We start from the raw sequence: 22,774 nt of genomic DNA on the forward strand, positions 1-22,774 counted from the left end.
TTATACCCTCTTGGAAACAGCCCAAATCATTAATTTGCGAAATCAGATGCTGGAAGAAATACGAATAATACCGGCAAGGAGCTTGCTCCTGGCGATGTATATTGAATCGTTACCTCTGGCGCCTTCTGTTGTCCAGCAGCTCCATCAGGCTTCAACTGCGTATAAAGGAGTGCTCCCTCTCCGACCTTCACATGTCCGCCGGACGGAACAGAAACGACTTTGCCGTTCACCGTAACCGCGCCTTGGAAAACGCCGGCACGCGGATTCAGAATGATCCTTGTTCCATATGCGACATCCTTGAGCTTGATCGTCGTTACGGCACCGTACTCGCCGCCATTGATCGTCATGCCGCCAGTCAGCGCATCCACGCCTGCCATCGCCGGGCCGCGTTGGCCTAGACGAAGCTTGCTTTCGGTAACGCCGACCTTTTCATTCACTTCAATATATTGATCCGTATCGAAGAACTTGCCGCGATTCCCAACCTTCTCAAGCTCAGGAAGCGTGAATACCGCGCTAACGGCATCGGTGTATTCCTGCAATGCCATTGTGGAGAAGGTTAATTCGCCGTCCATATCAACGTCGATGAGGCCAGAGAAGCCTTCATCCGGATTCATGATGATTTTCTCCATTTCCGGCATGAGGTTGATTGACATGCCTGGCTCAATAATCATCTCGCGCGGCTGCGATGCAGCGAAGTATCTGCTTACCGCTGCGGAACCGAACTGGAGCGCGCTTACGCTTGGTCCAGCCAATCCGCGATTGCCGACGGTCAGCTTAACGCTCTCCGTCCCTTTGTTCGTGACGACAACAGCAAGCTTCAACCGCTCCGTAGAGCCGTTCCGATGATGAAGGAACAACCGGCTCGGATCGGCCAGCGTATCCTCATACAGCAGTCCTTCTCCGAAGAACCGCTCAGGAGCATTGGACATGTATAACGTCCGGCCGCTCTTTGATTCAATCGTATCCACTTCTTTGAACGTATTCATCAGCTTCCCGTCGAGGACGAATTTATCTCCGGGGTTACCGTAGCGCATGTAATATTCATAAGGCGTGTACATCACTTCATCGGATACGTAAATATCCTGCGATACGGTCTCGCTGCCGAGTCCTTCATTATCGTAGACGCTTAAAGTTACGCTGTATACTCCAGGCTCGAAATACGTGCTTTTGCGGCCAGTCCAATTCGTTTTGATGATTTTGCCGTCTGGATCATAACTGAGATCCTCGTACTCAATGTTCTCGCCCAGCTTCACTTGAAGCGGCGCATTGAACTTCGCTACCGGCGCAACATTAGGCTCCGGCTGGATTGTAATGCTAATTTGTTTGAGCTGCGCATTAAATACATAGCTCGCATTCCAGAGCAGCTTCACCGCCGACAAAGGAACGTGCATCGTGCCATTAATTTGCATGGCAGCAGTAGGCAGCAGCACATAGCTGCCGTTGCGGACCGAGCCGCGCATTTTGTTATTTAAAGTAACTTTGTTGAAATAGGTATCGATATGAGTTCCCTTGCTATCGTTATATACGCTTGCTCCTACTGAAGTGGCAATCGTACGGACTGGAATCATCGTGACTCCTTTTACTACCGGCAGCGGTGTAGCCATTTGCTGCGTCTTGCCGTTCAAACTCATCTGCTTCGAGCCGTGCACGAACACCACTTTAATCGGCTGGCGTTCTGCAGCTTGCGCCTCTTCCTTCGCACCAAATCCTGTCCCTACAAGCGAAACCAGCAAGCTGGCTACTACAATCCGCTTGGCCATTCGTTTCATCCAATTCAAGTTGCTCATCCTGTTCTCCTTCCAAATTTACAGCGTCGACTGCTGCATCCCTTACGGTTAGACGCGCATAGTGGCAAGAATGTTCCGCTGCACATTGAAATTTACATTTATTTTCCACTCCTTTAAGGGGACAGCCGCGTTTCTCTTTGTTACAATAAGATGACATTCGCAACTATTTAGCGGCAATTGCTGTCTAAATGAATGTACCCCAAGCTTGCAGTTCGTTCATCCGATCTTTCGTGCAAGTGACTATCAAGAGAGGTGAATGAATAGAATGAGTGATTTGATTTTGGAACAACGCACTGCCAGCCAAACCGACAAAAAGACACGCCGAAAAAGAGGAAACCGTACGTTTTTCCTCTTCGTGTGCATATGGGTCATTATTATATGCTCCGGCATATTAGGGGCGAAATGGTATACCGAGCGCATTCAACAGACGTTATCTGCCGATCTTGAACGGCAAACAGCCAGTCAGATCGCTGCCATGCAGCAAACCTACGAGGCTCGCATGCTGCAGCTCGAAACCGACTATACGGCAGACCTCGGCGAGCTGAAAGCGAAGGTCGATGCGCTGAATGAGCTGCTTACCTTCACGAAGGATAATGCAGCCTCAAAGACGGATAACAGCAACAAGCTGTACACGCAGCTGAATGAGGTTAAAAAGCAGCTGAACGAGCTGAAGAAAAGCTTGGACGTGCTCAAATGAATCTGACCGTCAAAGCTTTGAATCGCACCGCCCTGCTTGCTTGCGCTCCATTCCTAGGCATTATGATCTGGCTGCTCTTATCCGATATCGTCATTCAGCTGTCTACGGACGCATTTCCAAAGCCTTTAACGGAGCAAACGAGGCTAGCCGCAGCCGATATTACCCATGCTGCAGCAGGCCTGGACCTCGCTCAGCAAACCGCTTCCCAAACGAGGGAATCCATCCAAAGGCAGCTGAAGCTGTACAAGCAGACGAATGCCGACATGGCTCAAATCGCAACAGTCGCTTCTTCTCAGGCCATGAGGCCGCTTGTAATTTACGACCGCAACGTGACCAGACGGCTTGGCAACGCCGCCGCTACGATCGAATCTGAGAAGCTGAGGGCTCAGCTCTTCTACATAAAAGCAGAAAACTTCACAGCTTATGCATTGAAGGTAAAGCTGAAGAGCAAGGATGCAATGACCATGACGCTCGGCGGCGACGAGCTTGGACAAGCAGAGTCCACGCTTGCTGCCGTCAACCGGCATGGCGCCATCGCTGGCGTGAATGCCGGCGGCTTCGCGGATGGACGCGGCAAACGCTATCCGCTGAGCACAACCATTGTAGATGGAAGCTATGCGACCGGCTTCGAGCCGCCACATGCGGATTTGTTTTTCGTCGGCCTTAATGATCAGAATGAGCTGATCGGCGGGAAGTTCGCAAGCAAGGAGCAGCTGGATTCCAAAAACCCAAGATTCGGGGCATCCTTTGTGCCCGTCCTGATGCGAAACGGAGCCCCGCAGACGATTCCCGCGAAATGGCAAACAAGCCCGAAGCGTGCGCCGCGGACCGTGGTGGCCAATTATAAGGATGATCAACTGTTGTTTATCGTAGCAGACGGCTACAACGAAGCAGGAAGCTCGGGCGCTACGCTTAGCGAAATGCAGCTCTTGCTGCAGCGCTATGGAGCCGTGGACGGCTATAACTTGGATGGCGGCGGCTCTTCCTCTCTTATTTTTAACGGCCGCGTCATCAACAAGCCATCGGACGGACAGCTTCGCAAGCTGCCGACGCATTTTCTATTTTTCAAATAATTAGGCTAGCCTGGCGCTTCGATGATGATTTCTGAATATACTAATACCGAGCTTCCCGATTCAGACTCCTACTAACGTTTTTCGGAAAGGAGCAGCACGGATGGGTATCGGATCGACATGGTATCGCAAATCATTATTGACGGTCACAGGCATGCCTCTAGTAGAGAAGCTTTCTGCTACCAGCTTCGGAAAGAAGCTTGCCAGCCGGTTTATTGCAGGTGAAACCTTAAGCGAAGCTTTGGATGAGATTGAGAAGCTAGGCAAGCTCGGTATTATGGCAACGCTTGACCATCTTGGGGAAGGCGTACGCGATATTAGCGAGGCGGAAGCCTACAAAACGCAATATTTGACGCTCATCGAGGGCATTGCTGAACGGAAAGCAAGCTCCAATGTATCGTTGAAACCGACCCAAATGGGACTCGCGCTGGATCCAGCGGCCTGTTACGCCAATATCCGGGAAGTCGTGAAGCATGCGCGGCGCCACCGCAACTTTGTTCGCATCGACATGGAGAACACGCCGTATACCCAGTCCACCATCGATATCGTCAAGCGGCTTCATGCCGAAGGACTCACGAACGCAGGAACGGTGCTGCAGGCTTATTTGTTCCGAACGGAGAAGGATGTCAGGGAATTGCTGCAAGCGCGAATTAGCCTTCGCCTTGTCAAAGGCGCTTACAAAGAGAGTGCTGAGGTTGCTTTTCAGACCAAAGCCGAAGTCATGGATAGCTTCAAAAGCATGATCAAGCAGCATTTGGACAGACGCGCCTACACCGCCATTGCCTCGCATGACGATGAAATCATCAGCTGGGCAAAAGCTTATGCACGCTCGCGCCGGATTCCCAAAACCGCGTTTGAATTCCAAATGCTTTATGGTCTCCGAATGAATGAGCAGGCTCAGCTTGCCAAGGAAGGCTATCGGGTTCGCTGCTACGTTCCGTACGGCAGCATGTGGTATCCCTACTTCACCCGCCGTCTTGCGGAGAAGCCCGCCAACCTCATGCTGGTGCTTAAACATATGTTCTAAACGAAAAGCTGAAGCCTTCGCGGGCTTCAGCTTTTTCTGTCATTCCTTTTTTCTTGCAGGGACAGCAGGATCGGCTGTTCCTTGCATCTCAGCCGTTCAATGGACGGTGCTCCGGTTGATCGCGGACAGACGTGCCGTCAGATAGGCGCAGCCACGAATCCACGTTTCTCTCGTTCTCGGTTAAGCGAATCACGCGGGCGCCGCGCGGAAAACCTTCCTTGCCATAGGTATTGTACCCGGTTGCCCGTCCGTAATAAAGGCGGATCCCGTAAATCTCGCCCCAATAATCGTTCGTATGGTCATGTCCGCAGAAGGTTGCCGTTACATCGCCTTGCACCAGCAGGGCCGAAAAGAAACCTGCCTGCGTCTGTGCGGCGCAAACCTCTTCGTATTTGTTGCCATAGCATATTTCCTTATCCCATGCTTCTTTATATTCCGGAAGCGGAATATGAAAAAAAGCGATGCTCGGCAATACACCGTCCTGCATCCGAGCTTTCCATTTCCGGGACATCTCCAAGTACCACTGTACTTGATCATGCTGAATCCAATCGTAGCCGGGAACGCGGGGTAGACTGGAATATGCGCCGGAGTCGAGGCAATAGAGCAAGGCAGCCGCCTGGTCATGATCTGCTCCAAGGACAGGAAGCACGTAGTTGCCCGTACCATGGATATCCAGCGGTCCAGGCTCGGCGAAAGCATGCGCATGCTTCAGCACCTCGTCCATCAGCTCCTCGCGGGTAATGTCGTTCTCCGTATCGTGATTGCCGAATACGATCCCCCATGGCACGCAGCGCTGCTCTACAGCGGCGACCGCATCCCGTAACGCTTGTCTCGGATCGTCGCAGGAGCATGAGCCGTCCGATTGCTTGCCCGTATAAATGACATCCCCCGTAAACATAACGAAATCCGGTTGTTCAGCATCAAGCACAAGCTCCATCGCTGCTTTCGACTGCAGATCCAGCTCCCCCCCGTCCTGCCAATGAATATCCGTAAATTGGACGATGGTAAAAGTGCCGTCTTCGCGAAAACGAAGCTCTCTATCGTTCGCCATCCTTATCCTACTCCCCCTCCAATAAATAGCTGAACACCATGCTTTAATTCTGGAAGTTGCAATCATAATACTTCAGTGCTTCAATGTCTGGAAGTTGCAATCATAATACTTCAGTGCTTCAATGTCTGGAAGCTGCAATCATAATGCTTCAATGTCCGGAAGCTGCAATCATGACGATACCCATCACAACGGCGACCGATGCCGTAATTCTTCGTATTCCTTGCGACTCCTTCAACACGAAAAGGCCAAGCAGCGTGCCGAATACGATGCCGACCTCCCTCATAGGCGCGACAGTCGAAACATTGGCATTTCTCGCAGCAAGCAAAAACAGCAAATACGAGCCCGGCGACAAAATAGCGCCTATCCATATCCGATTCGAATGTGTACGGATAACCTGTCTCAGACGCCCGGAACGAACAACCGCAGGCGTCAGCCCAAGCATGAACCCGATGTTCGTCACTTCCAGCAGCGCCAGCGGTGAGAGATGCTGCAAATTCGCCTTGTCGATAAGCGTATACGCGGTGATGCATAGCCCGACGCTTACAGCCAGCAGCATCGGCTTAAGGACGGCAATTCGTCCCTTGCCCGCGGATCTGCCGAGCATGATGACGAACCCGGCCAGCATAAAGCAGAGACCGACCCAGCCCCATAAAGGCAAGGCTTCGTCAAACAGGATAACCCCAAACGCCGGAATAAGCAGGGTTGGCGTACCACGCATGACAGGATACACCTGCGATAAGTCGCCGGCGTTATACGTGTAGGCAAGCAGCAGCGAATAGATGCTCTGCATCATAAGCGACGCGCCGATTAACAGCCAAAACGGCAGCGCTAAGGACAAGCTAGCTAATTCTTTTATTAGTACCGGAAGCAAGAGAAGGGTCGCGGGCATGTAGATCACCCATAAGAAAACCGCTTTATCCGTGCTTTGCTTCGCCAGCATGTTCCAAACGGCATGAGCTAGGCCCGAACACAACACAAGACTAAGAGAGATAACGAACAATAAAGCAACAACTCCTCTAATTCTCCTTTTCCAACACAATAACACACAAACACACACATTTACAATAACTTAATATAAAATACACATCTGTCAAATAAAAAAAGACTCTCGGCTATTGCCCAAGAATCTTGCGGACATCGAAGTCCCTTCTGCTTATTCTATCCTACTCATAAACGATCTCAATACCGCTCTGTTTGTATTTCGCTACAATGCCCAGGTCGATCTTCGAATCCGTCACGAACCGTTCAACCTCTCCGCAGCCGCACACCTTAAGCAGGGAAACCTGATCAAATTTGCTGCTGTCGGCAAGGGCAATTGTGCGCTTCGCTTTCGCTTGCATGATTTTTTTCACCTGCACCTCGCCAATCGCGTTGTCGGTTATGCCGTCTTCCAACGTAACTCCGCTCATGCTCATAAAAAAAAGGTCTGCGTGGAAGCGCGATGCGAATTCCTCAGCCAGATCACCGATAATGCTCTGTTCCTCTTGACGGATCACGCCTCCGATCATTACCAGCGTATAACCCGGCATATCGATTAATTCATTCACGATCGGAAGCGAATTCGTAATGATCGTCAGTTTATCGAATTTTGCCTTGAGTGCCTTCGCAATCTGCGTGTTCGTGGTGCTGACGTCAAGTGCAATGGACATCCCTTCCGTTACATATCGCACAGCCAGCTGCGATAATTCCGTCTTCTCCGTCAAGTAGATGGACTCGCGAATCGGCAATGGAATTTCGGTGCTGTAATCCAGCTCCTTCAGAATCGCGCCGCCGTGGACCCTCTGCAAATATCCGGCATTCTCCAAATGCTCCAGATCCCGCCGTATCGTTTCGAACGATACGCCGAACGTTTCCATAAGCTCAGATGCGCGAATGGATTTATCCGCATTTATTTTTTGGATAATAATTTGATGCCGCTGCTGCACAAACAATTGCCCACACTCCTTATGCCAGAACTTCCGATCTTCTATGCTACTGATTAGTAGTCTACCATAAATCGACCAGGAGAGCTTAACCGATAGATACCATCGTTAGCCTGAAGCTTGCATACAGAAGCCAAAGCTCGAAGCAAAGCGGAAATTTTGCCGAGTTAGTTAGCTGCGTTGACTTTTAACGATATTGCTGCTTTCAGCATTCTCATGTCGCGCTCGCTGTACAGATATAGCCGCTCTGCTTCCTGCTGCGTGATGGCTTCAAAGCGGAAGCGGTCGCCAGGCTTCAGCTGAGCGAATACCGGAATATCGACCGAGGCGACCTGCGCGATGCGCGGGTAACCGCCTGTCGTCTGCCTATCAGCCAATAGCACGATGGGATTGCCGCCTTCAGGGAGCTGGACGGTACCGTTTGCGACTGCCTCCGACAAGAGCTCCTGCGGCGCAGTGAGCGCAAGCTTCTGAGCGCCTTCAAGCCTGTATCCCATGCGGTCGGACTGCAATGCGATTTGATACGTCTGGCCAAACAAGGCCTGCTGGCTGCCTTCCGTGAATCGCCCAAAATGAGAGCCCGGCATAGCGCGAATGATTGGGTCCGCCAAGCTAGCCGCTATTGCAAAATGACTCGCATGCCAGAGAGGCGCAGCGATGGATTCAGCTCTATCGCCGCTTAACTGCGATTTCATTCGCTCGGACAGTAATCCAGCAGGTTTCGTATTCAGCACATCGCCTGACTTAAGCGCCCTGCCCTCGAAACCGCCGATTCCCCCGCGCAGATAAGTGCTTCTGCTGCCCATTACATTAGGGACATCGATTCCTCCAGCCACAGCAAGGTAGGATCGGCAGCCCGATAGGCATGCTCCGAACTTGATGACGACACCGGAGCGAACGAGGACGGGACGCCATAGCGGCAAGCTGTCCCCGTCAGCCGTTACCGACATATCCGCGCCGCAAATGGCAAGCAGCATCTCTTTTTCGGCAAGCAGCTCTGCCCCGTGGAGCGTAAGCTCCAGCACCGCTTCATGCTCCTCATTGCCCACTAATAGATTGGCTGCGCGCGCCGCCCCCGTATCCATGGCACCGCCAGTCAAAACACCGTACTTCTGATAGCCATGCCGACCAAGATCCTGAACGGTTGTAAGGAGCCCTGGACGAAGAATCGATAAGCTCATCGTTCACCTTCTAGGTAAGACATGTATTCTTCGCTGGCTATCGGCTTGAATCGCACCGAATCGCCCGGCCTGAGCAAGCTTGGAATCGGCTCCTGCGGCCGAAATAGGGCAAGCGGCGTTCTGCCAATCAGTTGCCAGCCACCTGGCGTAGATACCGAGTACACGCCTGTCTGCTTGCCCGCGATGCCAACGCTTCCCTGCGGAATGCTCGTTCTTGGCGTTTGGCGCCTTGGGGCCGCTATCCGCTCCGACATGCCGCCCAGATAAGGGAAGCCTGGCGCAAAGCCGAGCATATACACCAGGTAAGCCGCATCTGAATGAATCGCCACGACCTCTTGCTCTGTAATGCCATTATGCTTGGCCACAAAAGCAAGATCTGGCCCGTATTCGCCGCCATAGCAGACCGGAATTTCAATGGTTCTTGCCGATTGCGCTGCTTCGTTCGGCAATTCCTGCTCGAGATACGCCCGCATCCTTGCACTAACCGTTTCAAAAACCGTTTCATGCGCCAGCTCAGCTCCTGAGCGGCTCCTCCTAACGAGCAGCGGGTCATAATGAACAGCTACCGCGGCAAAAGAAGGCACGCATTCTCTATACCCTGTAAATGGCTGCGCCTCAACTGCTGCAGCAAGCATCTGCACTCGCCGCCGAGTCTCTATGCTTATTGCACTGCCAACGCGCATAAGAAGCGCTGCGTCTCCAAGCGGCAGCAGCTCAAGGGACCACGCCTTTGCCTGCTTCTGCTTCTCCATCTCTATTCTCCCGCCTTCCTCACTGCGATGCCTTCTGCCGCAAGCGCTTCGCGAAGCTGCCTAACTTGCTGCAGCGCACCAGGCGTATCCCCATGCACGCACACCGTATCCGCCTGCACGGGGATGCTGCCTCTCTGGCGAGTCCGCACCTCGCCAAACTTGACCATACCGATCGCTTGCTCTGCAGCGAGAGCTGCATCCGCAATGACTGCACCGTCCGACCCGCGAGGCGCAAGCGTCCCATCCGACTCATAGGCGCGGTCCGCGAACACTTCATTCACCGTGCGCAAGCCAATCGCATGGCCTGCGTGAATAAGCGCACTGCCCGCCAAGCCGAACAGCAGGAGACCCGGGTTGACCCTGTATACGGCCTCGGCTATCGCATCCGCCAGCCTTCTGTCCTTTGCCGCCATATTATAAAGCGCGCCATGCGGCTTCACATGCGCGAGCCCGCCGCCCTCCGATTGCGCAAACGCCTGAACGGCGCCCAGCTGATACACCGTCATCTCGTAAGCTTCCTCCGGCGTTATCGCCATCGCACGCCTGCCGAACCCGGACAAATCGGGCAATCCCGGATGCGCGCCGATCGCTACGCCGTTCGCAAGCGCGAGCTTCACCGTGCGGCGAATCGTCGCGGCGTCCCCCGCATGAAAGCCGCAGGCAATGTTGGCAGATGTAATATATTTCATCAGCTCGCTGTCCAAGCTGTTTCGGTACACGCCAAAGTCCTCTCCCATATCGCAATTCAGGTCAATTCGCTTCATGAGGTTACCTTCCTTTCGGCTGATGCATGTTCTTTACCGCAAATTATAGCAAATATCCGGCGGCAGCGGGCATTAGGCCGCTTCCTCCTTCACAACGCCGACTATAAGCATATGACTGCTTATTTAATTCTCAACAGCAGCTTCAGCATTTGTCTACTTAAATGAACCAAACCCCAGCTTCAGCATTTGTCTGCTTAAATGAACTAAACGCCAGCTTCGATCTATCCCCATTTATCAACTCAGCAATCCGGCCAAAATGCAAAAAGAAGCAGCGCCGGTCCAGCGCTGCTTCTCTGCCAATAAAACTATTCTCCGCCCATAAACACATAACGGCCGATAATGAGCACCGCCAGCACCCACATAAGCCAGTGGACCTTATACTTGCCTTTGCCGGTCGCATTCGCTACCGATGCAAGCAGCACGTACGATACGATACCAAACGAAATGCCGTTCGCAATGTTGTACGTAAGCGGCATGAACGCAAGGGTAAGGAACGAAGGAATGGCATACACCATGTCCGAGAAATCAATGTCCTTAACGGATTGCATCATCAGCACGCCTACAATAATAAGCGCCGCAGCCGTTGCCGCGCCCGGAACGAGCGCTACAATCGGAGACAGGAAGATCGCAAGCAAGAAGCAAATGCCTGTCGTAACAGCCGTTAGGCCCGTACGTCCGCCCTGCGCAATGCCTGCGGAGCTCTCTACGAATGCTGTAACCGTGCTCGTGCCAAGCACCGCGCCGCCGCTGACGCCGATCGCATCAACAAACATCGCTTTACCGACGCGCTTCTTGCCTTTTTCCGCATCCTTCATGTAGCCTGCGCGGTTGGCCGTACCAACCAGCGTTCCGAACGTATCGAACATCTCGACGAACGTAAACGTTAGGATAACGGTAACGAGTCCAACCTCGAACACGCCTGCAAAGTCGAAATGCCAGAAGTTCATTTTGGAGAAATCAGGCACCCACGTCTGACCGCTGAATGCTGCTTTCACATCAACGTGACCGATCAGAATCGCAATCAAGGTTGTGCCGAGAATTCCGAACAGAATGGCTCCCGGTACGCGAAGCACCATCAGCACGCCGATCAGTAGCAGCGCAATAACTGTCAGTACGACTGTTTCATTATGGAAGCTGCCCAGCTGGATAACGGTTTCGGAGCCGCCAACGGGCGTGAATACGCCTGCCTTGATGTCTGTGAAGCTTGACACTGCGATCGTCATGATACCGCTGTTCTTCAAGCCGATAATGGTGATGAACAAGCCGATACCGACCGTAATCGCATGCTTAAGGCTGTCGGGAACGGCCGTTATAAGCATCTGGCGAATTTGTGTCAGCGTCAGAATGATAAAAATAATACCGGAAATGAAGACGGCTGTCAGGCCCATTGCCGGTGAGATCGGCGTATCCGTGGATGCCGAGGCGATCACAACGGAAGCAAAATACGCATTGAGTCCCATCCCTGGCGCAAGCGCAACCGGGAAGTTCACGAACAAGCCCATTGCAATGGTGAAAATACCTGCCGCAAGCGCCGTAGCTAGAAATACAGCTGTCCAGTCAAGGCCTGCCGGCGTAAGTATGATTGGATTGACGGCCAATATGTATGCCATCGTCATGAAAGTCGTCAGCCCCGCCATAATCTCTGTTCTGACATTTGTTCCGTGTTCCTTTAAGCGAAAGAAACGTTCCATTTTGATTACAAACCTCCCAAAAATGTGGTGGAACAAACAAAGAAGCCTAGAAAAAAATGCAAGTAAACGCATTCTCCTAGGCTCTGCAAAAAGGGGAAAAGTATACCCGCTGGACCGCCGCGAGCTTTTCCGCCATTTTCGTAGCCTGATCATTTACGGTGACCGAGTAGAGACTCTCAAGCCGATTCTTGAGATTATACGAAAAAATATGCTGTTGTTGTTTTCCGTTTTCAATTTTAAAGAGAATATGTCCACTTTGTCAACAACTTTTACGAACATTAATGCCAATAAATATCTTCATCATTCGTTTTTAGCAACCTTTTCCTGCTGCTTATCTTTTCTTAATGAGCGAACGATACATGAGGAACATAAAATATGGCGCTCCAATGAGCATAATGATGAGTCCGGACGGAATCTCCTTCGGCGCCATTACTGTTCTTCCAAGGGTATCTGCCAGCACAAGCAGCAAGCCGCCAAGCAGCCCCGATAAAATAATCGAGCGCCTTGTGTGGTGGCCTACCATCATCCGCACCGCATGAGGCGCCATGAGACCAAGGAACCCTATCGTCCCTACGCTCGCTACAGCACCCGCGGCTAGCAATACGCCGATGATCATCGCCCACAGACGAGTACCCTTTACCGGCAATCCGAAGCCTGTCGAGCTATCATCGCCAAAGGCGAGCAAATCGAATTTCTTGCCCAAATAATAAGCGGCCGGCACGAGAATAAGAAGGAAAATAAAAATGCTGTTAAACTGGTTCCAACCGCGGCCATAAGTCGTCCCGGTTATCCATACGAATGCCGTGCTGCTCCAAAGGCTTGCCTTTACGATCATCGCTTGTATACCTGCAGAGCCGATAGCGGATACCGCGATGCCGAGCAGAATGAGAACGGACGGATTAAGCGATTTGCGCCAAGCCAAGAAAAACACAAACGCCGCCGAGATAACCCCTCCCGCGATCGCTGCGATCGGCAGCGCGAAGATTGGCAGCGTAGGCCATGCAACCAGCACGACCAAAGCGCCAAACCCTGCACCTGAGGTAACGCCAATAATAGAAGCGTCAGCAAGCGGATTGCGAACCGCGCTCTGAATGAGCACGCCGCCAATCGCAAGCGCAATGCCGCCGCCTGCCGCAACTAAAGTCCGCGGCAACCGCAGGTTCATAAGCACGGAGTACGAATCATCGCCAGCCCCTACAATGCTTCTAAGCAATTCCATAATCGGAATCCGTGTTCCGCCAAGCGATAAGCTAACGAGTATAACCACGGCAAGCAATACCGTCATCGAGATAACAGTCGGCACGAAACGCAAACGCAGCGGAGCGCCTCCGATACTCATCGACGACTGTCCAGAGCCCGCGGAAATGTTCTTCATCTTAGTCAGCACGAGCCAAATGAGCCAAGGCGAACCGATGATCGCCATGACCGCGCCTACAGGCATCTCGCCGAGGCTGCTGCGCACCATGCGGGCCAGTATATCTGCAGCCGTTATGAGCAGCGCGCCCCACAGCGCGCTCGCCGGAATGAGCAAGCGATGCTTGCGAATGCCGGAGAGTCGGACCAAATGGGGAGCCACAAGCCCGACGAATCCGATCGGGCCTACAACGCTGACCACGATCGCCGCCATAAATACGGCAAGAGCCAGACCTCCAGCGCGGGTTAAGCCCACTTTCTGGCCTAAAGACCGGGCAGTCGATTCATCCAGCTCGAGCGCATCGAATTGGCGCCCAGCGAATATCGAGATCGCAAGCAGTACCGCCACGAACGGCCAAGCGTACTCAACGCCGCTCCAATCCAGCTGTATGAGCGTACCCCCACCCCATAGGAACAGCGACTGCGTTTCCGTCTCCTTAAAAATATGAATAGCCGACGTAAACGCGCCAAGCACCATCGAAACGATCATACCTGACAGCGCAAGCCTTACCGGCGTTGCTCCCCTGCCTCCGCCAAGGAAATAGGCAGCCAGTGCCGCAAGGAAGCCTCCTACCGCAGCCAATAGAAAAGGAGCCTCATGCTGCAGGGCAGGAAAAGCGACCATTCCGAGCACAACCATAAAATAGGCTCCGGCATTAATCCCGAGCGTGTCGGAAGCTGCAAGCGGGTTTTTCGTGATCGTTTGCAGCAATGCCCCAGCTGCCGCAAGCGCAGCTCCGGCAAGAATTCCGATTACGGTGCGCGGCATCCGAATATCCCATAGCAGGTTATGCTCCATGATATCCTGTCTATGCAGAAGGCCGTCAAATACGGTTGACGCCGGTATTTGGGCTTCGCCAAAGCAAAGACTAAGAATAAACAGAACGAAAAGGGCGGCAAGGCCGCCCCCGAATACTACGATTATTCGCCCAATCATACCTTGTGGGGCTTCGTTTTTACGGTTCGTCATGAGCTCGCTCATTTCGTTAATGTATTTACGACTTGGTCAACGATAACCTTGGAGGAAATCGGACCGCCGAATACCCATGTAGTGCTGTCTAGGGCATATGTGCGTTTTTCCTTCACAAAGTTAAGGCCGTTATAAACCGAGTTGTCTTTCAGCGCACCTGAGAAAATATCATCATCTTTTTGAACAATGTAGATAAGGTTCGTATCTTGTACGGCCGGGAGTGCTTCTACTGTCGAAGTAGTAAAGCCGTAAAGCTCGAATTGCTCTGGTTTCCAATCGTTTTTAAGACCAATACGGTCTAGCGTTTGAACAGCTAGGGAGTTATCCATGAACAGACGCATGGTTGCCGCATTCTGGTAGCTGAACGCTTGTGTAAGCACGTAGTTCAGGCCTTCTTTTCCAGCCGCTTCCAGCTTCGTTTTTGCATCTGCATAATGCTGCTCCAGATCGGCAAGCACTTTGTCGCCTTCTGCCGTTTTGCCAACTGCCGCTGCAATGGATTTGAACATGCTAATCATTTCTGTATATTGATCGCCTTGGCCTTCAACCGGATATAGGCTGAAAATAACCGTTGGCGCAATGCCTTTCAGCTGTTCGTAGATCGCTTCATGGCTGTCTGTGTTCGCAATGATCAGGTCAGGCTTCAATGCTGCGATTGCCTCTAGGTTCGGCTCGTGGCGGAAACCAACGTCAGTCACGCCTGCATCAAGCGGAGCTTCTCCCGTTACCCATGTCTTATAGCCTTCGTTGTCCGCATTGCCGACTGGCTGCATGCCAAGCGCGATAATATCCTCTGTGAACGTCCACTCAAGCACAACAACCTTTTGTGCAGGCTTCTCGAGCGTTACTTCGCCTTTTGCATCCTTAACAACGATAGGACCCGTTGCTTCCATATTTGCTGCATTCGTTGCAGCTGCGTTGCTGTTCGTTTCGTTTCCTGCTTCGTTAGCAGCCTTGTTGTTAGCCGCATTGTTCGCGCCGCAGCCTGCCGCCACCAGCATAACGACGATTACCATAATCAAGCTCATCAAACGTTTGTTCATTTTCTTTTACCCCCTATTTTTGTAAACCCTTTGCCTATGCATTTGGACTGATAATCGTTTTCGATAAAGTGATAATGATTATCATGTTCATGAACCTTTGTTATCATATAATTGATAGCGGTAGATGTCAATGTAAATAATTGCATGTTTTTGTATTCATTCCGTCGCCGCTTTTGTATGGGAATGAACGCCAAAAAAAGACGGAAGCTAAGCTCCCGTCCTCCTCGCCTACTACCACGCAGAAGGCTTTACAATGTTTCGTTTTTGAAAAAATTCGGCAAATAGTCTTTGTTCGCTTCCAGCATCTCTTCAAGCAGCAGCTTGGCAACCGCGACGCTCGGAACGAGCGGATGATGCACAAGCGCTTGAAGAGCTAGGCCCCGATCTCCGCTAACAGCAGCCTCGATCGTAAGCGATTCATACGTTTTCACGGCATGCATCAGCCCTTTGATCTGCTCAGGGACACGCTGCAACGGCAGCGGAATAGGACCCTGTGCCGTCACGACGCAGTTGACCTCGATGCTTGCATCCTCCGGCAGAAAGCCGATGATGTTTCCGTTTCTCACATTCAGCGTTTGGATATCACGCTTGTCCGTGTACAACGAGTGCATGAGATTTACAGCTGCCTCCGAGTAATACGCACCGCCGCGCTGCTCAAGCTGCTTCGGTTTCTCATTCAGATTAACATCTTTATAGAGCTCGAACAGTTCGGTTTCTACGCGGCTCACGACTTCCGCCCGCGTGCCATTCTTGGCAAACGATTCCTTCATATCGGCAAGCATGGCATCCGTCATATAGAAATAACGCAGGTAATACGTTGGCAAAGCGCCCAGCGATCGCAGGAAATCCGCATCCCAGTCAAACTTCGTCACGTTTGTAGCGGAATAATCCTTGCCGCCGCCGATCATCTCCTGCAGCTTATCCTCGCCATTCACGTACGCTGCCGTAACCCAGTGCAGATGGTTAATGCCGACAAACTCAGGCAGTACATCGCTTTCGCTTACGCCATATTCCTTCGCTAGAAACTTCTGAAAGTTAATCGGCGAGTTGCACAGGCCAACCGTTTTGACCTTGCTGTGCTTCTGAACGGCTTCCGTCACGATACCCGCGGGATTCGTGAAGTTCAGCATCCATGCATCAGGCGCCAGCTCCTCAATATCCTTGCAAATATCAAGGATGACCGGTACCGTACGCAGCGCCTTGAACATCCCGCCAGGACCCGTCGTTTCTTGTCCGATGACCCCATGGGAAATCGGGATATGCTCATCGCGCCTCCTTGCCTCAAGCAGCCCTACGCGCATTTGCGTCGTGACGAAATCAGCGCCTGCAATCGCTTCGCGGCGATTGAGAGTAAGCTTCACTTCAATCGGCACGCCTGCTTTTTCCACCATCCGCTTCGCAAGCTCGCCGACTATCGCCAGCTTATGGCGACCTTCCTCGATATCCACGAGCCACAGCTCGCGAATCGGCATCTCGTCGTATTTCTTGATGAAGCCTTCAACGATTTCCGGCGTATATGAAGAACCGCCTCCAATAACGGCGACCTTTAAGTGTTTTTTCGACATTTGAATGAGCCTCCCATGTTTAAAAAGTAATTTTCCGCAAAGCCGCATCCACGGTCTCGTCAATCGAAATCCCCTTGCTGTCCATAGCGCTCATTACGGCCCCAATGACAGGGTCCACCGTCAACCGCACAGTCTTGGCATACGGCGCGGCTGCTGCCAGCTCCTCATTGATCGCGTCGACCATATGGGGGGAGCCTCCGCGCGACAGCACGCTGCCCGTAAGCACGACATCGAAACGTTCCTGCTCCATGCCAAGTCGCTTGATCAAAGCCATAACGGCGTTGGCATGCTCGCTTCCGGCTTCCCGCAAAATCCGGATCGCAACAGCATCCCCCTGCGCCGCAGCTTCGAACATGACCTTAGCCAGGCCATGCCCGGGGCGCTTGTGGTTATATAACGCATCATCATACATGTCTTGAATGGTCGCGTAGCCAAGCCTCTCGGGAACAAGCTCGCTAAGCAAAGTCACCTGCTCTCTTCCTTCCCAAGCACGGATGGCGCTGCGGAACGCGTGAACCGCCAGATCGGTGCCCGAGCCTTGCCCGTCTCCGAACAAATAGCCGAAACCTCCGTATTGCAGCTCTTCGCCTTGCGCATTGCGCGCTGCGGCATTGAAGCCGGTGCCGCTGATAATAACGCCGCCATACGATTTGTTTGTACCCGCGCGCATACCGATCATGGTATCGCACGCAATAGCGTAGTGCTCATAGCCAAGTGAAGCAATCATCGGCCGCAATATCTCATAATCCGGCTCACGGTCAGCTCCTGCGAGTCCGAAGTAAGCATAGGTTACCTGCTCCTTCGCAATGCCGGCTTCCTGCAAAGCCTGCTGGCAAGCGTCTTCAATGTTCGTTCCTGCCTTCTCGAATGCGGTCTGGTGATTGCCGTTCCCGCCAAGCCCTCTGCCAAGCACCCGGCCTCTATCGTCAACGAGCAAGGCATGGGTTTTGCTTCCGCCTGCGTCTATACCTAAGAAAATAATGACGGCCACGCTCCTTTTTTGTTCATAGCTTCATTGTAAATCAAAAAACATCGCTCTTCTAATGATAAAGAACGATGTTCTGATACTATCTTACTGTTATTTAACTTCTAAACTCAGATGGCAGCTTGCCAACATGCTGCTTAAACAAGCGGTTGAAATTGGATAAATTGCGAAAACCGCATTCCGCAGCTACTTCTATAATCTTCTTATCGGTTGATTCCAGCAAATTCGCCGCTTGCGACAACCGAAGCTGAATCAGATAGTCTAGCGGCGAAGTGCCGACGACCTGCACGAATAGTGCACTGAACCGGGAGGGGCTGAGATGAGCCGCATCAGCCAGCTTCCCTAATGTCCAAGGAAAGGCAATATCACTCTCGATATCACGCAGCACGGCACGGATCGTTTCCGTTCCTCTCGCATGCTGCAATTCATTTTTGTTGTTTCTCGCAAAATACCGGTTAACGAACGCCAGCAGCTGAATAAGCTTCGCTCTCACGACGACCTCGAAATGCGGCTCCTTGCGTTCAAACTCAGCCTTCATTTCCATTAGTATCGTTCCGAGCAGCCCGTGCGCCTGATGCGTTCTCTCAAGCACATAGTCAAACCGCTGGCCGATATCGCGAAACGGAATGAGCAGCTCGGCATCATAGCGCTGTTCTAAGGCAAGCAGGGACGGATCGAACATCACGATGCCCATGACCAGCCCTTCTTCCTCGAATGCGCGATGCAGGTCATTCGCGTGAATAAGCACGATATCACCTTGCTGGAAGTCATAACGGCTGCCGTTGATCAAATAATAACCGCTGCCCTGCTCGATATAGTTAATTTCAAGCGCTGTATGCCAGTGGAGCCGCTGAAAGGTCGGCGAAACGCCTTGGGACTGCGATATGATAATCGGAAACGCCTGCGGAAGCGCAATCTCGTCTTTGCTTATGGAAGGCAATAGCTTCATCGGTATCTCCTTTAACGAACGATATAATAGGCAACAAAAAGTTAACATAATCGTTCATTTGACAACATCATGCCGACTGGATTAGCGTATAACCATTGGTCGCTAACCAGCGGTTATATGCTTGTAGGAGGAATTAATCTGACTAGTAAAAAGGAACAGCGCTCAGAAGAAACGAAGCATTCTATTATTGCGGCTGCAGAGAAGCTTTTCAGTAAGCAAGGCTACGAAACGGTCACTATCAGGCAAATTGCCAAAGAAGCCGGCTGCTCGCATACGACGATTTATATTTATTTTCAGGATAAAGAGGCTCTGCTTTATGCTTTGTCCACGCAGCCCTTGGAGCTGCTCAAAACGAGCATGGATATGCTGTCAGTCGATGCTTTCCTGTCCTCGGACGAGAAGCTTCGCCGGCTTAACGAGCAGTTTATTCGTTTCTGCTTGGACAACCGAAGCATGTACAGCATTTTTTTCGAGGCCAAATCCGCTCGCGTTGATGAATTCGAACCTGAGCTCGCGATCAACCGGATTCGGCAGCACATGCACCATATCATCTCGCGACTTTTGGGTACCTATTTAAATGTGCCTGATGGTGACGGGCTGCTCAGCTGTTCGCGCATTTACTTCTATATGCTGCGCGGGATCGTGGGGACCTATACGCAATCAGAAGAAAGCGCGGATTCGATTATGGCGCGTCTCTCTCCGACCTTCCATGCCGCTTTCGAGGCGCTGCTGCTCGGGTTCGATAAACAGCTTCAGGATCGGAATGAGTAATGGCATTTATGGTTTGCAGCTGTTTTTTTCCTTCTTATGCGGATGCGTATGGCTGGATGATAAAGAAAGGGAGATTAACATGCAGCATTCGTCATCTATTGCTTCGCAGCTTGACGAACGTCAAGCTGTGCCATGCTTAATGGTTTTCATAATAGCCTCAGCTATTTCGCTAACCTCCATTTTCTCCGTCCAAATGTACGGTTCGAAGCATGCAGATTGAAAAGCATCCAAGCATCTATTCGTTTGTTGAAAGCACCAATTGCCTTCGACCTCTCCGCGTTTTTTTAAGCGCTCAAAGATCACTTCTTCACTTGCCATTAAACAAAAATGGTAGGTCTGACTATCAAGCCTCCTGAAGCCCTCATAAATATAGTGAAAGTAATCCTTGTTATAGATCGTCATTGGAACAATCATCGTTCTTTGATACTTCGATTTTATCGCTTGAGCTGCTTGAACGACAAGCACTCTCCATAAGTCTAGATCTTGAAAGTTATCCGTTCTTTCTTGCTCGCTCTTTATTTCGTCTGTTAATATCCTCCCTAGCATATATCCGACTTGTTCTGGATCAAACAACATGCTGTTCGGCATTTTTTCTTGCAGCTTGGCAGCCGTACTTGTTTTTCCAACGCCAAATGCTCCATTTATCATTATAATCATGCGAATGGCTTTCCTTCCTTCTTCGCCCATTTCATCGCTTTAAGAATCATTTCATCAAGAAACTGTTCCTTACCCGCTTGATACATATGAACATCATGGTGGAACTGCTCGGCAAGCTTTACTTTCAGCTCCCCGTATGCCTTCGCATCATCTGGATGTTTAATCATATACTGCTTGAAATTCAAATGTATATCTATTCGTACGTCTCCAAGCTGATGGCAGTGGACATGATGTGTTCTTTGCTGGCCGCCCTTTATAAAGTAGCGTCTTCCAGTCATCCCGTTTTCGCCTCTTGGCGTATAACCGAACGATTCCAACTGATTGTTGTACGCATCAAGGTTATGGATGTTTTTTACGACAACTAACAGATCAATGATTGGTTTGGCGAAGCCGATTTGCTTGACTGATGTACTTCCAATATGGTGTATTTCGATCATTTCCTTTTCCAGTACCGCTGCAAGGATATGTGATTCGGTTTGAAATCGTTCATTCCAGTTTTCCGTCCAAGGCATGATTTCCGCTTTGCGCATGGTTCACTCTCCTGTTTCAAATAGCCTAACTTCATTATAGCTCAAAAAAATACTCCCTTCTATTTGCGAAACAACGCAGATAAAAGAGAGTAATTTTTTGCACTCTATTGATGCAGGTGTACGTGGAATTAATTAATTCCAGCCTATTCCCACTCGATCGTAGCTGGCGGCTTCGACGTAACGTCATAGACGATCCGGTTAACGTTGTCGACTTCGTTAACGATACGAACGGATATTTTTTCGAGCACATCCCAAGGAATACGCGCCCAGTCTGCCGTCATGCCGTCGATCGAAGTAACCGCGCGGATACCGACTGTGTACGAGTACGTGCGGGCATCGCCCATTACGCCTACGCTCTTCATGTTCGGAAGCGCAGTGAAGTACTGCCAAATTTCACGGTCAAGACCTGCTTTGGCGATCTCATCACGCAGAATAGCATCGGATTCACGTACGATATGAAGCTTGTCCTCTGTCACTTCGCCTAGAACGCGGATCGCAAGACCTGGACCCGGGAATGGCTGGCGCCATACGATTGCTTCAGGCAAGCCGCACTCTTCGCCGACTTTGCGAACCTCGTCTTTGAACAATGCTTTAAGAGGCTCGATCAGCTTGAACTTAATGTCATCCGGCAAGCCGCCGACATTATGGTGTGATTTGATCGTTTGCGCCGTAGCCGTGCCGCTCTCCACGATATCCGTATAAAGCGTGCCTTGCGCCAAAAATTCAAAGTCGTCGAGCTTGTCCGACTCTTCTTGGAATACATAAATAAATTCGTTGCCGATAATTTTACGTTTTTGCTCTGGGTCCTCTACGCCTTTAAGCTTGCCGAGGAAACGCTCCTGCGCATCGATCTTAAGCACCTTCATGTCGAATTTGCCGACGAAGGTTTCCATAACGCCTTCCGCTTCGCCTTTGCGCAGCATGCCATGGTCAATAAACATGCAAGTCAACTGATCGCCGATCGCTTTGTGAAGAAGGATCGCTACAACGGAGGAATCTACGCCGCCGGAGAGCGCGCAAAGCACCTTCTTGTCGCCAACCTCGTTGCGAATATCGCGGATTGCGTCCTCTATGAAGGATTCCATCGTCCACGTACCGTCGCAATCACAGATGTTGTATAGGAAATTACGGATCATTTCATTGCCGAACTCCGAGTGGCGAACCTCAGGGTGGAATTGAACCGCATAAAATTGACGTTCTTTATTGCTCATAGCCGCAACCGGAGCATGCTCCGTGCTTGCATCGACTTCAAATCCTGCAGGAAGTTCAACTACATGGTCGCCGTGGCTCATCCATACCGTTTGAACCTTATCTAGGCCAAAGCCGATTTCGGAACCGTCAATAAATTCAACCTCAGCTTTGCCATACTCGCGTTTGCCCGCGCGCTCAACTTTACCCTCAAGCTGATGCGACATAAGCTGCATGCCGTAGCATATGCCAAAAATCGGGATGTTCAAATCATAAATCGCCGGGTCCACCATGGGTGAATTTCCTTCATAAACGCTAGCCGGTCCTCCCGAGAATACAATGCCCTTCGGCTGTAATTCACGGATCCGTTCTACCGACGTGTTGTAAGGCAGCAGCTCGCTGTATACGCCTAAATCGCGAATACGGCGTGCAATCAGCTGATTGTATTGGCCTCCAAAATCGAGAACAACAATGATTTCATTTTGCTTAGTCATTACCGAGCCTCCCTCAAATTATGTAGTAATTATATATAAGGCGGTTTAAGCGAGTCAAGGCGAAACAACGTGACAATTCGTAGAAAAAGTCGATTCCTCGCAGTTACAGCCTAGAATCTGACAGAAATATGCGGCATGCCGCTGCTCATGAACGAACAGCGACATGCAGCCATTATTTTTAAACGCATGAGCCTTTTGGCCTTTCCACCTGAATTGAACGGATAAGCCGCTTGCGATCAAATTGAATTGTGACGTCAAAAACGATTT

20 protein-coding genes and 1 riboswitch are annotated in these 22,774 nt (G+C 51.2%); of the genes, 4 read left to right on the forward strand and 16 right to left on the reverse strand.

The window, feature by feature from the left end; genetic code table 11:
• Positions 1 to 29: 29 nt before the first annotated feature.
• On the reverse strand, positions 30 to 1,787 hold the full coding sequence (locus tag FHS16_RS18470) for a stalk domain-containing protein (RefSeq protein ID WP_183565783.1): 1,758 nt from the start codon (positions 1,785 to 1,787) through the stop codon (positions 30 to 32).
• A 265-nt stretch (positions 1,788 to 2,052) separates the two neighbouring features.
• Between FHS16_RS18470 and FHS16_RS18475 the strand changes: the two genes are divergently transcribed.
• From FHS16_RS18475 to FHS16_RS18485, 3 genes are all read left to right on the forward strand, one after another.
• The gene (locus tag FHS16_RS18475) at positions 2,053 to 2,484 is read left to right on the forward strand and encodes a hypothetical protein (RefSeq protein ID WP_183565786.1); all 432 of its coding nucleotides are present in this window, start codon (positions 2,053 to 2,055) and stop codon (positions 2,482 to 2,484) included.
• Positions 2,481 to 3,557: a phosphodiester glycosidase family protein gene (locus FHS16_RS18480; RefSeq protein WP_183565789.1), complete on the forward strand. Its 1,077-nt coding sequence runs from the start codon at positions 2,481 to 2,483 to the stop codon at positions 3,555 to 3,557. Before FHS16_RS18475 ends, FHS16_RS18480 begins: the two co-directional genes overlap by 4 nt.
• A 100-nt stretch (positions 3,558 to 3,657) precedes the next feature.
• Complete coding sequence (locus FHS16_RS18485; RefSeq protein WP_183565792.1) at positions 3,658 to 4,581, forward strand: proline dehydrogenase family protein; 924 nt, start codon at positions 3,658 to 3,660, stop codon at positions 4,579 to 4,581.
• Between the two features lie 88 nt (positions 4,582 to 4,669).
• Here FHS16_RS18485 and FHS16_RS18490 read toward each other — a convergent pair whose 3' ends face one another.
• The 12 genes from FHS16_RS18490 to FHS16_RS18545 all read right to left on the reverse strand — a co-directional run bounded on the left by FHS16_RS18490 (position 4,670) and on the right by FHS16_RS18545 (position 18,867).
• Complete coding sequence (locus FHS16_RS18490; protein WP_183565795.1) at positions 4,670 to 5,632, reverse strand: metallophosphoesterase family protein; 963 nt, start codon at positions 5,630 to 5,632, stop codon at positions 4,670 to 4,672.
• Between the two features lie 148 nt (positions 5,633 to 5,780).
• Complete coding sequence (locus FHS16_RS18495; RefSeq protein WP_183565798.1) at positions 5,781 to 6,632, reverse strand: EamA family transporter; 852 nt, start codon at positions 6,630 to 6,632, stop codon at positions 5,781 to 5,783.
• Positions 6,633 to 6,795: 163 nt separating this feature from the next.
• Complete coding sequence (locus FHS16_RS18500; protein ID WP_312890968.1) at positions 6,796 to 7,557, reverse strand: DeoR/GlpR family DNA-binding transcription regulator; 762 nt, start codon at positions 7,555 to 7,557, stop codon at positions 6,796 to 6,798.
• Between the two features lie 164 nt (positions 7,558 to 7,721).
• Positions 7,722 to 8,735 (reverse strand): 5-oxoprolinase subunit C family protein, encoded by a 1,014-nt coding sequence (locus FHS16_RS18505; protein WP_183565804.1) that lies wholly within the window; start codon positions 8,733 to 8,735, stop codon positions 7,722 to 7,724.
• Complete coding sequence (gene pxpB, locus FHS16_RS18510) at positions 8,732 to 9,487, reverse strand: 5-oxoprolinase subunit PxpB (RefSeq protein WP_183565807.1); 756 nt, start codon at positions 9,485 to 9,487, stop codon at positions 8,732 to 8,734. Before pxpB ends, FHS16_RS18505 begins: the two co-directional genes overlap by 4 nt.
• Positions 9,488 to 9,489: 2 nt before the next feature.
• Positions 9,490 to 10,251, reverse strand: coding sequence for a 5-oxoprolinase subunit PxpA (locus FHS16_RS18515; RefSeq protein WP_183565810.1), 762 nt, complete (start codon positions 10,249 to 10,251; stop codon positions 9,490 to 9,492).
• 305 nt (positions 10,252 to 10,556) lie between these two features.
• Positions 10,557 to 11,942 (reverse strand): NCS2 family permease, encoded by a 1,386-nt coding sequence (locus FHS16_RS18520; protein WP_183565813.1) that lies wholly within the window; start codon positions 11,940 to 11,942, stop codon positions 10,557 to 10,559.
• 121 nt (positions 11,943 to 12,063) lie between these two features.
• A riboswitch (purine riboswitch) is annotated at positions 12,064 to 12,164 on the reverse strand.
• A 109-nt stretch (positions 12,165 to 12,273) separates the two neighbouring features.
• On the reverse strand, positions 12,274 to 14,325 hold the full coding sequence (locus FHS16_RS18525; RefSeq protein ID WP_183565816.1) for an iron ABC transporter permease: 2,052 nt from the start codon (positions 14,323 to 14,325) through the stop codon (positions 12,274 to 12,276).
• Positions 14,326 to 14,333: 8 nt separating this feature from the next.
• Positions 14,334 to 15,368 carry an ABC transporter substrate-binding protein gene (locus FHS16_RS18530; RefSeq protein ID WP_183565819.1) on the reverse strand — a complete coding sequence of 345 codons (1,035 nt, stop codon included), beginning with the start codon at positions 15,366 to 15,368 and terminating at the stop codon, positions 14,334 to 14,336.
• A 248-nt stretch (positions 15,369 to 15,616) separates the two neighbouring features.
• Complete coding sequence (locus FHS16_RS18535; protein WP_183565822.1) at positions 15,617 to 16,933, reverse strand: 6-phospho-beta-glucosidase; 1,317 nt, start codon at positions 16,931 to 16,933, stop codon at positions 15,617 to 15,619.
• Between the two features lie 19 nt (positions 16,934 to 16,952).
• Positions 16,953 to 17,924: an N-acetylglucosamine kinase gene (locus tag FHS16_RS18540; protein WP_183565825.1), complete on the reverse strand. Its 972-nt coding sequence runs from the start codon at positions 17,922 to 17,924 to the stop codon at positions 16,953 to 16,955.
• Between the two features lie 91 nt (positions 17,925 to 18,015).
• Positions 18,016 to 18,867, reverse strand: coding sequence for a helix-turn-helix transcriptional regulator (locus FHS16_RS18545; RefSeq protein ID WP_183565829.1), 852 nt, complete (start codon positions 18,865 to 18,867; stop codon positions 18,016 to 18,018).
• A 69-nt stretch (positions 18,868 to 18,936) separates the two neighbouring features.
• Between FHS16_RS18545 and FHS16_RS18550 the strand changes: the two genes are divergently transcribed.
• Positions 18,937 to 19,638, forward strand: a complete 702-nt coding sequence (locus FHS16_RS18550) for a TetR/AcrR family transcriptional regulator (RefSeq protein ID WP_246431822.1) — start codon at positions 18,937 to 18,939, stop codon at positions 19,636 to 19,638.
• A gap of 120 nt (positions 19,639 to 19,758) precedes the next feature.
• Here FHS16_RS18550 and FHS16_RS18555 read toward each other — a convergent pair whose 3' ends face one another.
• The 3 genes from FHS16_RS18555 to guaA form a co-directional block, all read right to left on the reverse strand.
• Positions 19,759 to 20,295, reverse strand: a complete 537-nt coding sequence (locus FHS16_RS18555; RefSeq protein ID WP_183565834.1) for an AAA family ATPase — start codon at positions 20,293 to 20,295, stop codon at positions 19,759 to 19,761.
• Positions 20,292 to 20,825: a GrpB family protein gene (locus tag FHS16_RS18560; protein ID WP_183565837.1), complete on the reverse strand. Its 534-nt coding sequence runs from the start codon at positions 20,823 to 20,825 to the stop codon at positions 20,292 to 20,294. Before FHS16_RS18560 ends, FHS16_RS18555 begins: the two co-directional genes overlap by 4 nt.
• Before the next feature lie 143 nt (positions 20,826 to 20,968).
• The gene (guaA, locus tag FHS16_RS18565) at positions 20,969 to 22,507 is read right to left on the reverse strand and encodes a glutamine-hydrolyzing GMP synthase (protein ID WP_183565840.1); all 1,539 of its coding nucleotides are present in this window, start codon (positions 22,505 to 22,507) and stop codon (positions 20,969 to 20,971) included.
• Positions 22,508 to 22,774 lie beyond the last annotated feature (267 nt).

It is taken from the genome of Paenibacillus endophyticus (assembly GCF_014192395.1).
In the GTDB taxonomy this organism is placed as follows: domain Bacteria; phylum Bacillota; class Bacilli; order Paenibacillales; family Paenibacillaceae; genus Pristimantibacillus; species Pristimantibacillus endophyticus.

Excerpts from the sequence above, each read along its gene's own strand:
- FHS16_RS18555 (WP_183565834.1), bottom strand. The coding sequence starts at position 20,295 with ATGATTATAATGATAAATGGAGCATTTGGCGTTGGAAAAACAAGTACG.
- FHS16_RS18550 (WP_246431822.1), top strand. The coding sequence starts at position 18,937 with ATGCCGACTGGATTAGCGTATAACCATTGGTCGCTAACCAGCGGTTAT.
- FHS16_RS18530 (WP_183565819.1), bottom strand. The coding sequence starts at position 15,368 with ATGAACAAACGTTTGATGAGCTTGATTATGGTAATCGTCGTTATGCTG.
- FHS16_RS18525 (WP_183565816.1), bottom strand. The coding sequence starts at position 14,325 with ATGACGAACCGTAAAAACGAAGCCCCACAAGGTATGATTGGGCGAATA.
- guaA (WP_183565840.1), bottom strand. The coding sequence starts at position 22,507 with ATGACTAAGCAAAATGAAATCATTGTTGTTCTCGATTTTGGAGGCCAA.
- FHS16_RS18480 (WP_183565789.1), top strand. The coding sequence starts at position 2,481 with ATGAATCTGACCGTCAAAGCTTTGAATCGCACCGCCCTGCTTGCTTGC.
- FHS16_RS18475 (WP_183565786.1), top strand. The coding sequence starts at position 2,053 with ATGAGTGATTTGATTTTGGAACAACGCACTGCCAGCCAAACCGACAAA.
- FHS16_RS18560 (WP_183565837.1), bottom strand. The coding sequence starts at position 20,825 with ATGCGCAAAGCGGAAATCATGCCTTGGACGGAAAACTGGAATGAACGA.
- FHS16_RS18545 (WP_183565829.1), bottom strand. The coding sequence starts at position 18,867 with ATGAAGCTATTGCCTTCCATAAGCAAAGACGAGATTGCGCTTCCGCAG.
- FHS16_RS18470 (WP_183565783.1), bottom strand. The coding sequence starts at position 1,787 with ATGAGCAACTTGAATTGGATGAAACGAATGGCCAAGCGGATTGTAGTA.
- FHS16_RS18515 (WP_183565810.1), bottom strand. The coding sequence starts at position 10,251 with ATGAAGCGAATTGACCTGAATTGCGATATGGGAGAGGACTTTGGCGTG.
- FHS16_RS18505 (WP_183565804.1), bottom strand. The coding sequence starts at position 8,735 with ATGAGCTTATCGATTCTTCGTCCAGGGCTCCTTACAACCGTTCAGGAT.
- pxpB (WP_183565807.1), bottom strand. The coding sequence starts at position 9,487 with ATGGAGAAGCAGAAGCAGGCAAAGGCGTGGTCCCTTGAGCTGCTGCCG.
- FHS16_RS18485 (WP_183565792.1), top strand. The coding sequence starts at position 3,658 with ATGGGTATCGGATCGACATGGTATCGCAAATCATTATTGACGGTCACA.
- FHS16_RS18520 (WP_183565813.1), bottom strand. The coding sequence starts at position 11,942 with ATGGAACGTTTCTTTCGCTTAAAGGAACACGGAACAAATGTCAGAACA.
- FHS16_RS18535 (WP_183565822.1), bottom strand. The coding sequence starts at position 16,933 with ATGTCGAAAAAACACTTAAAGGTCGCCGTTATTGGAGGCGGTTCTTCA.
- FHS16_RS18490 (WP_183565795.1), bottom strand. The coding sequence starts at position 5,632 with ATGGCGAACGATAGAGAGCTTCGTTTTCGCGAAGACGGCACTTTTACC.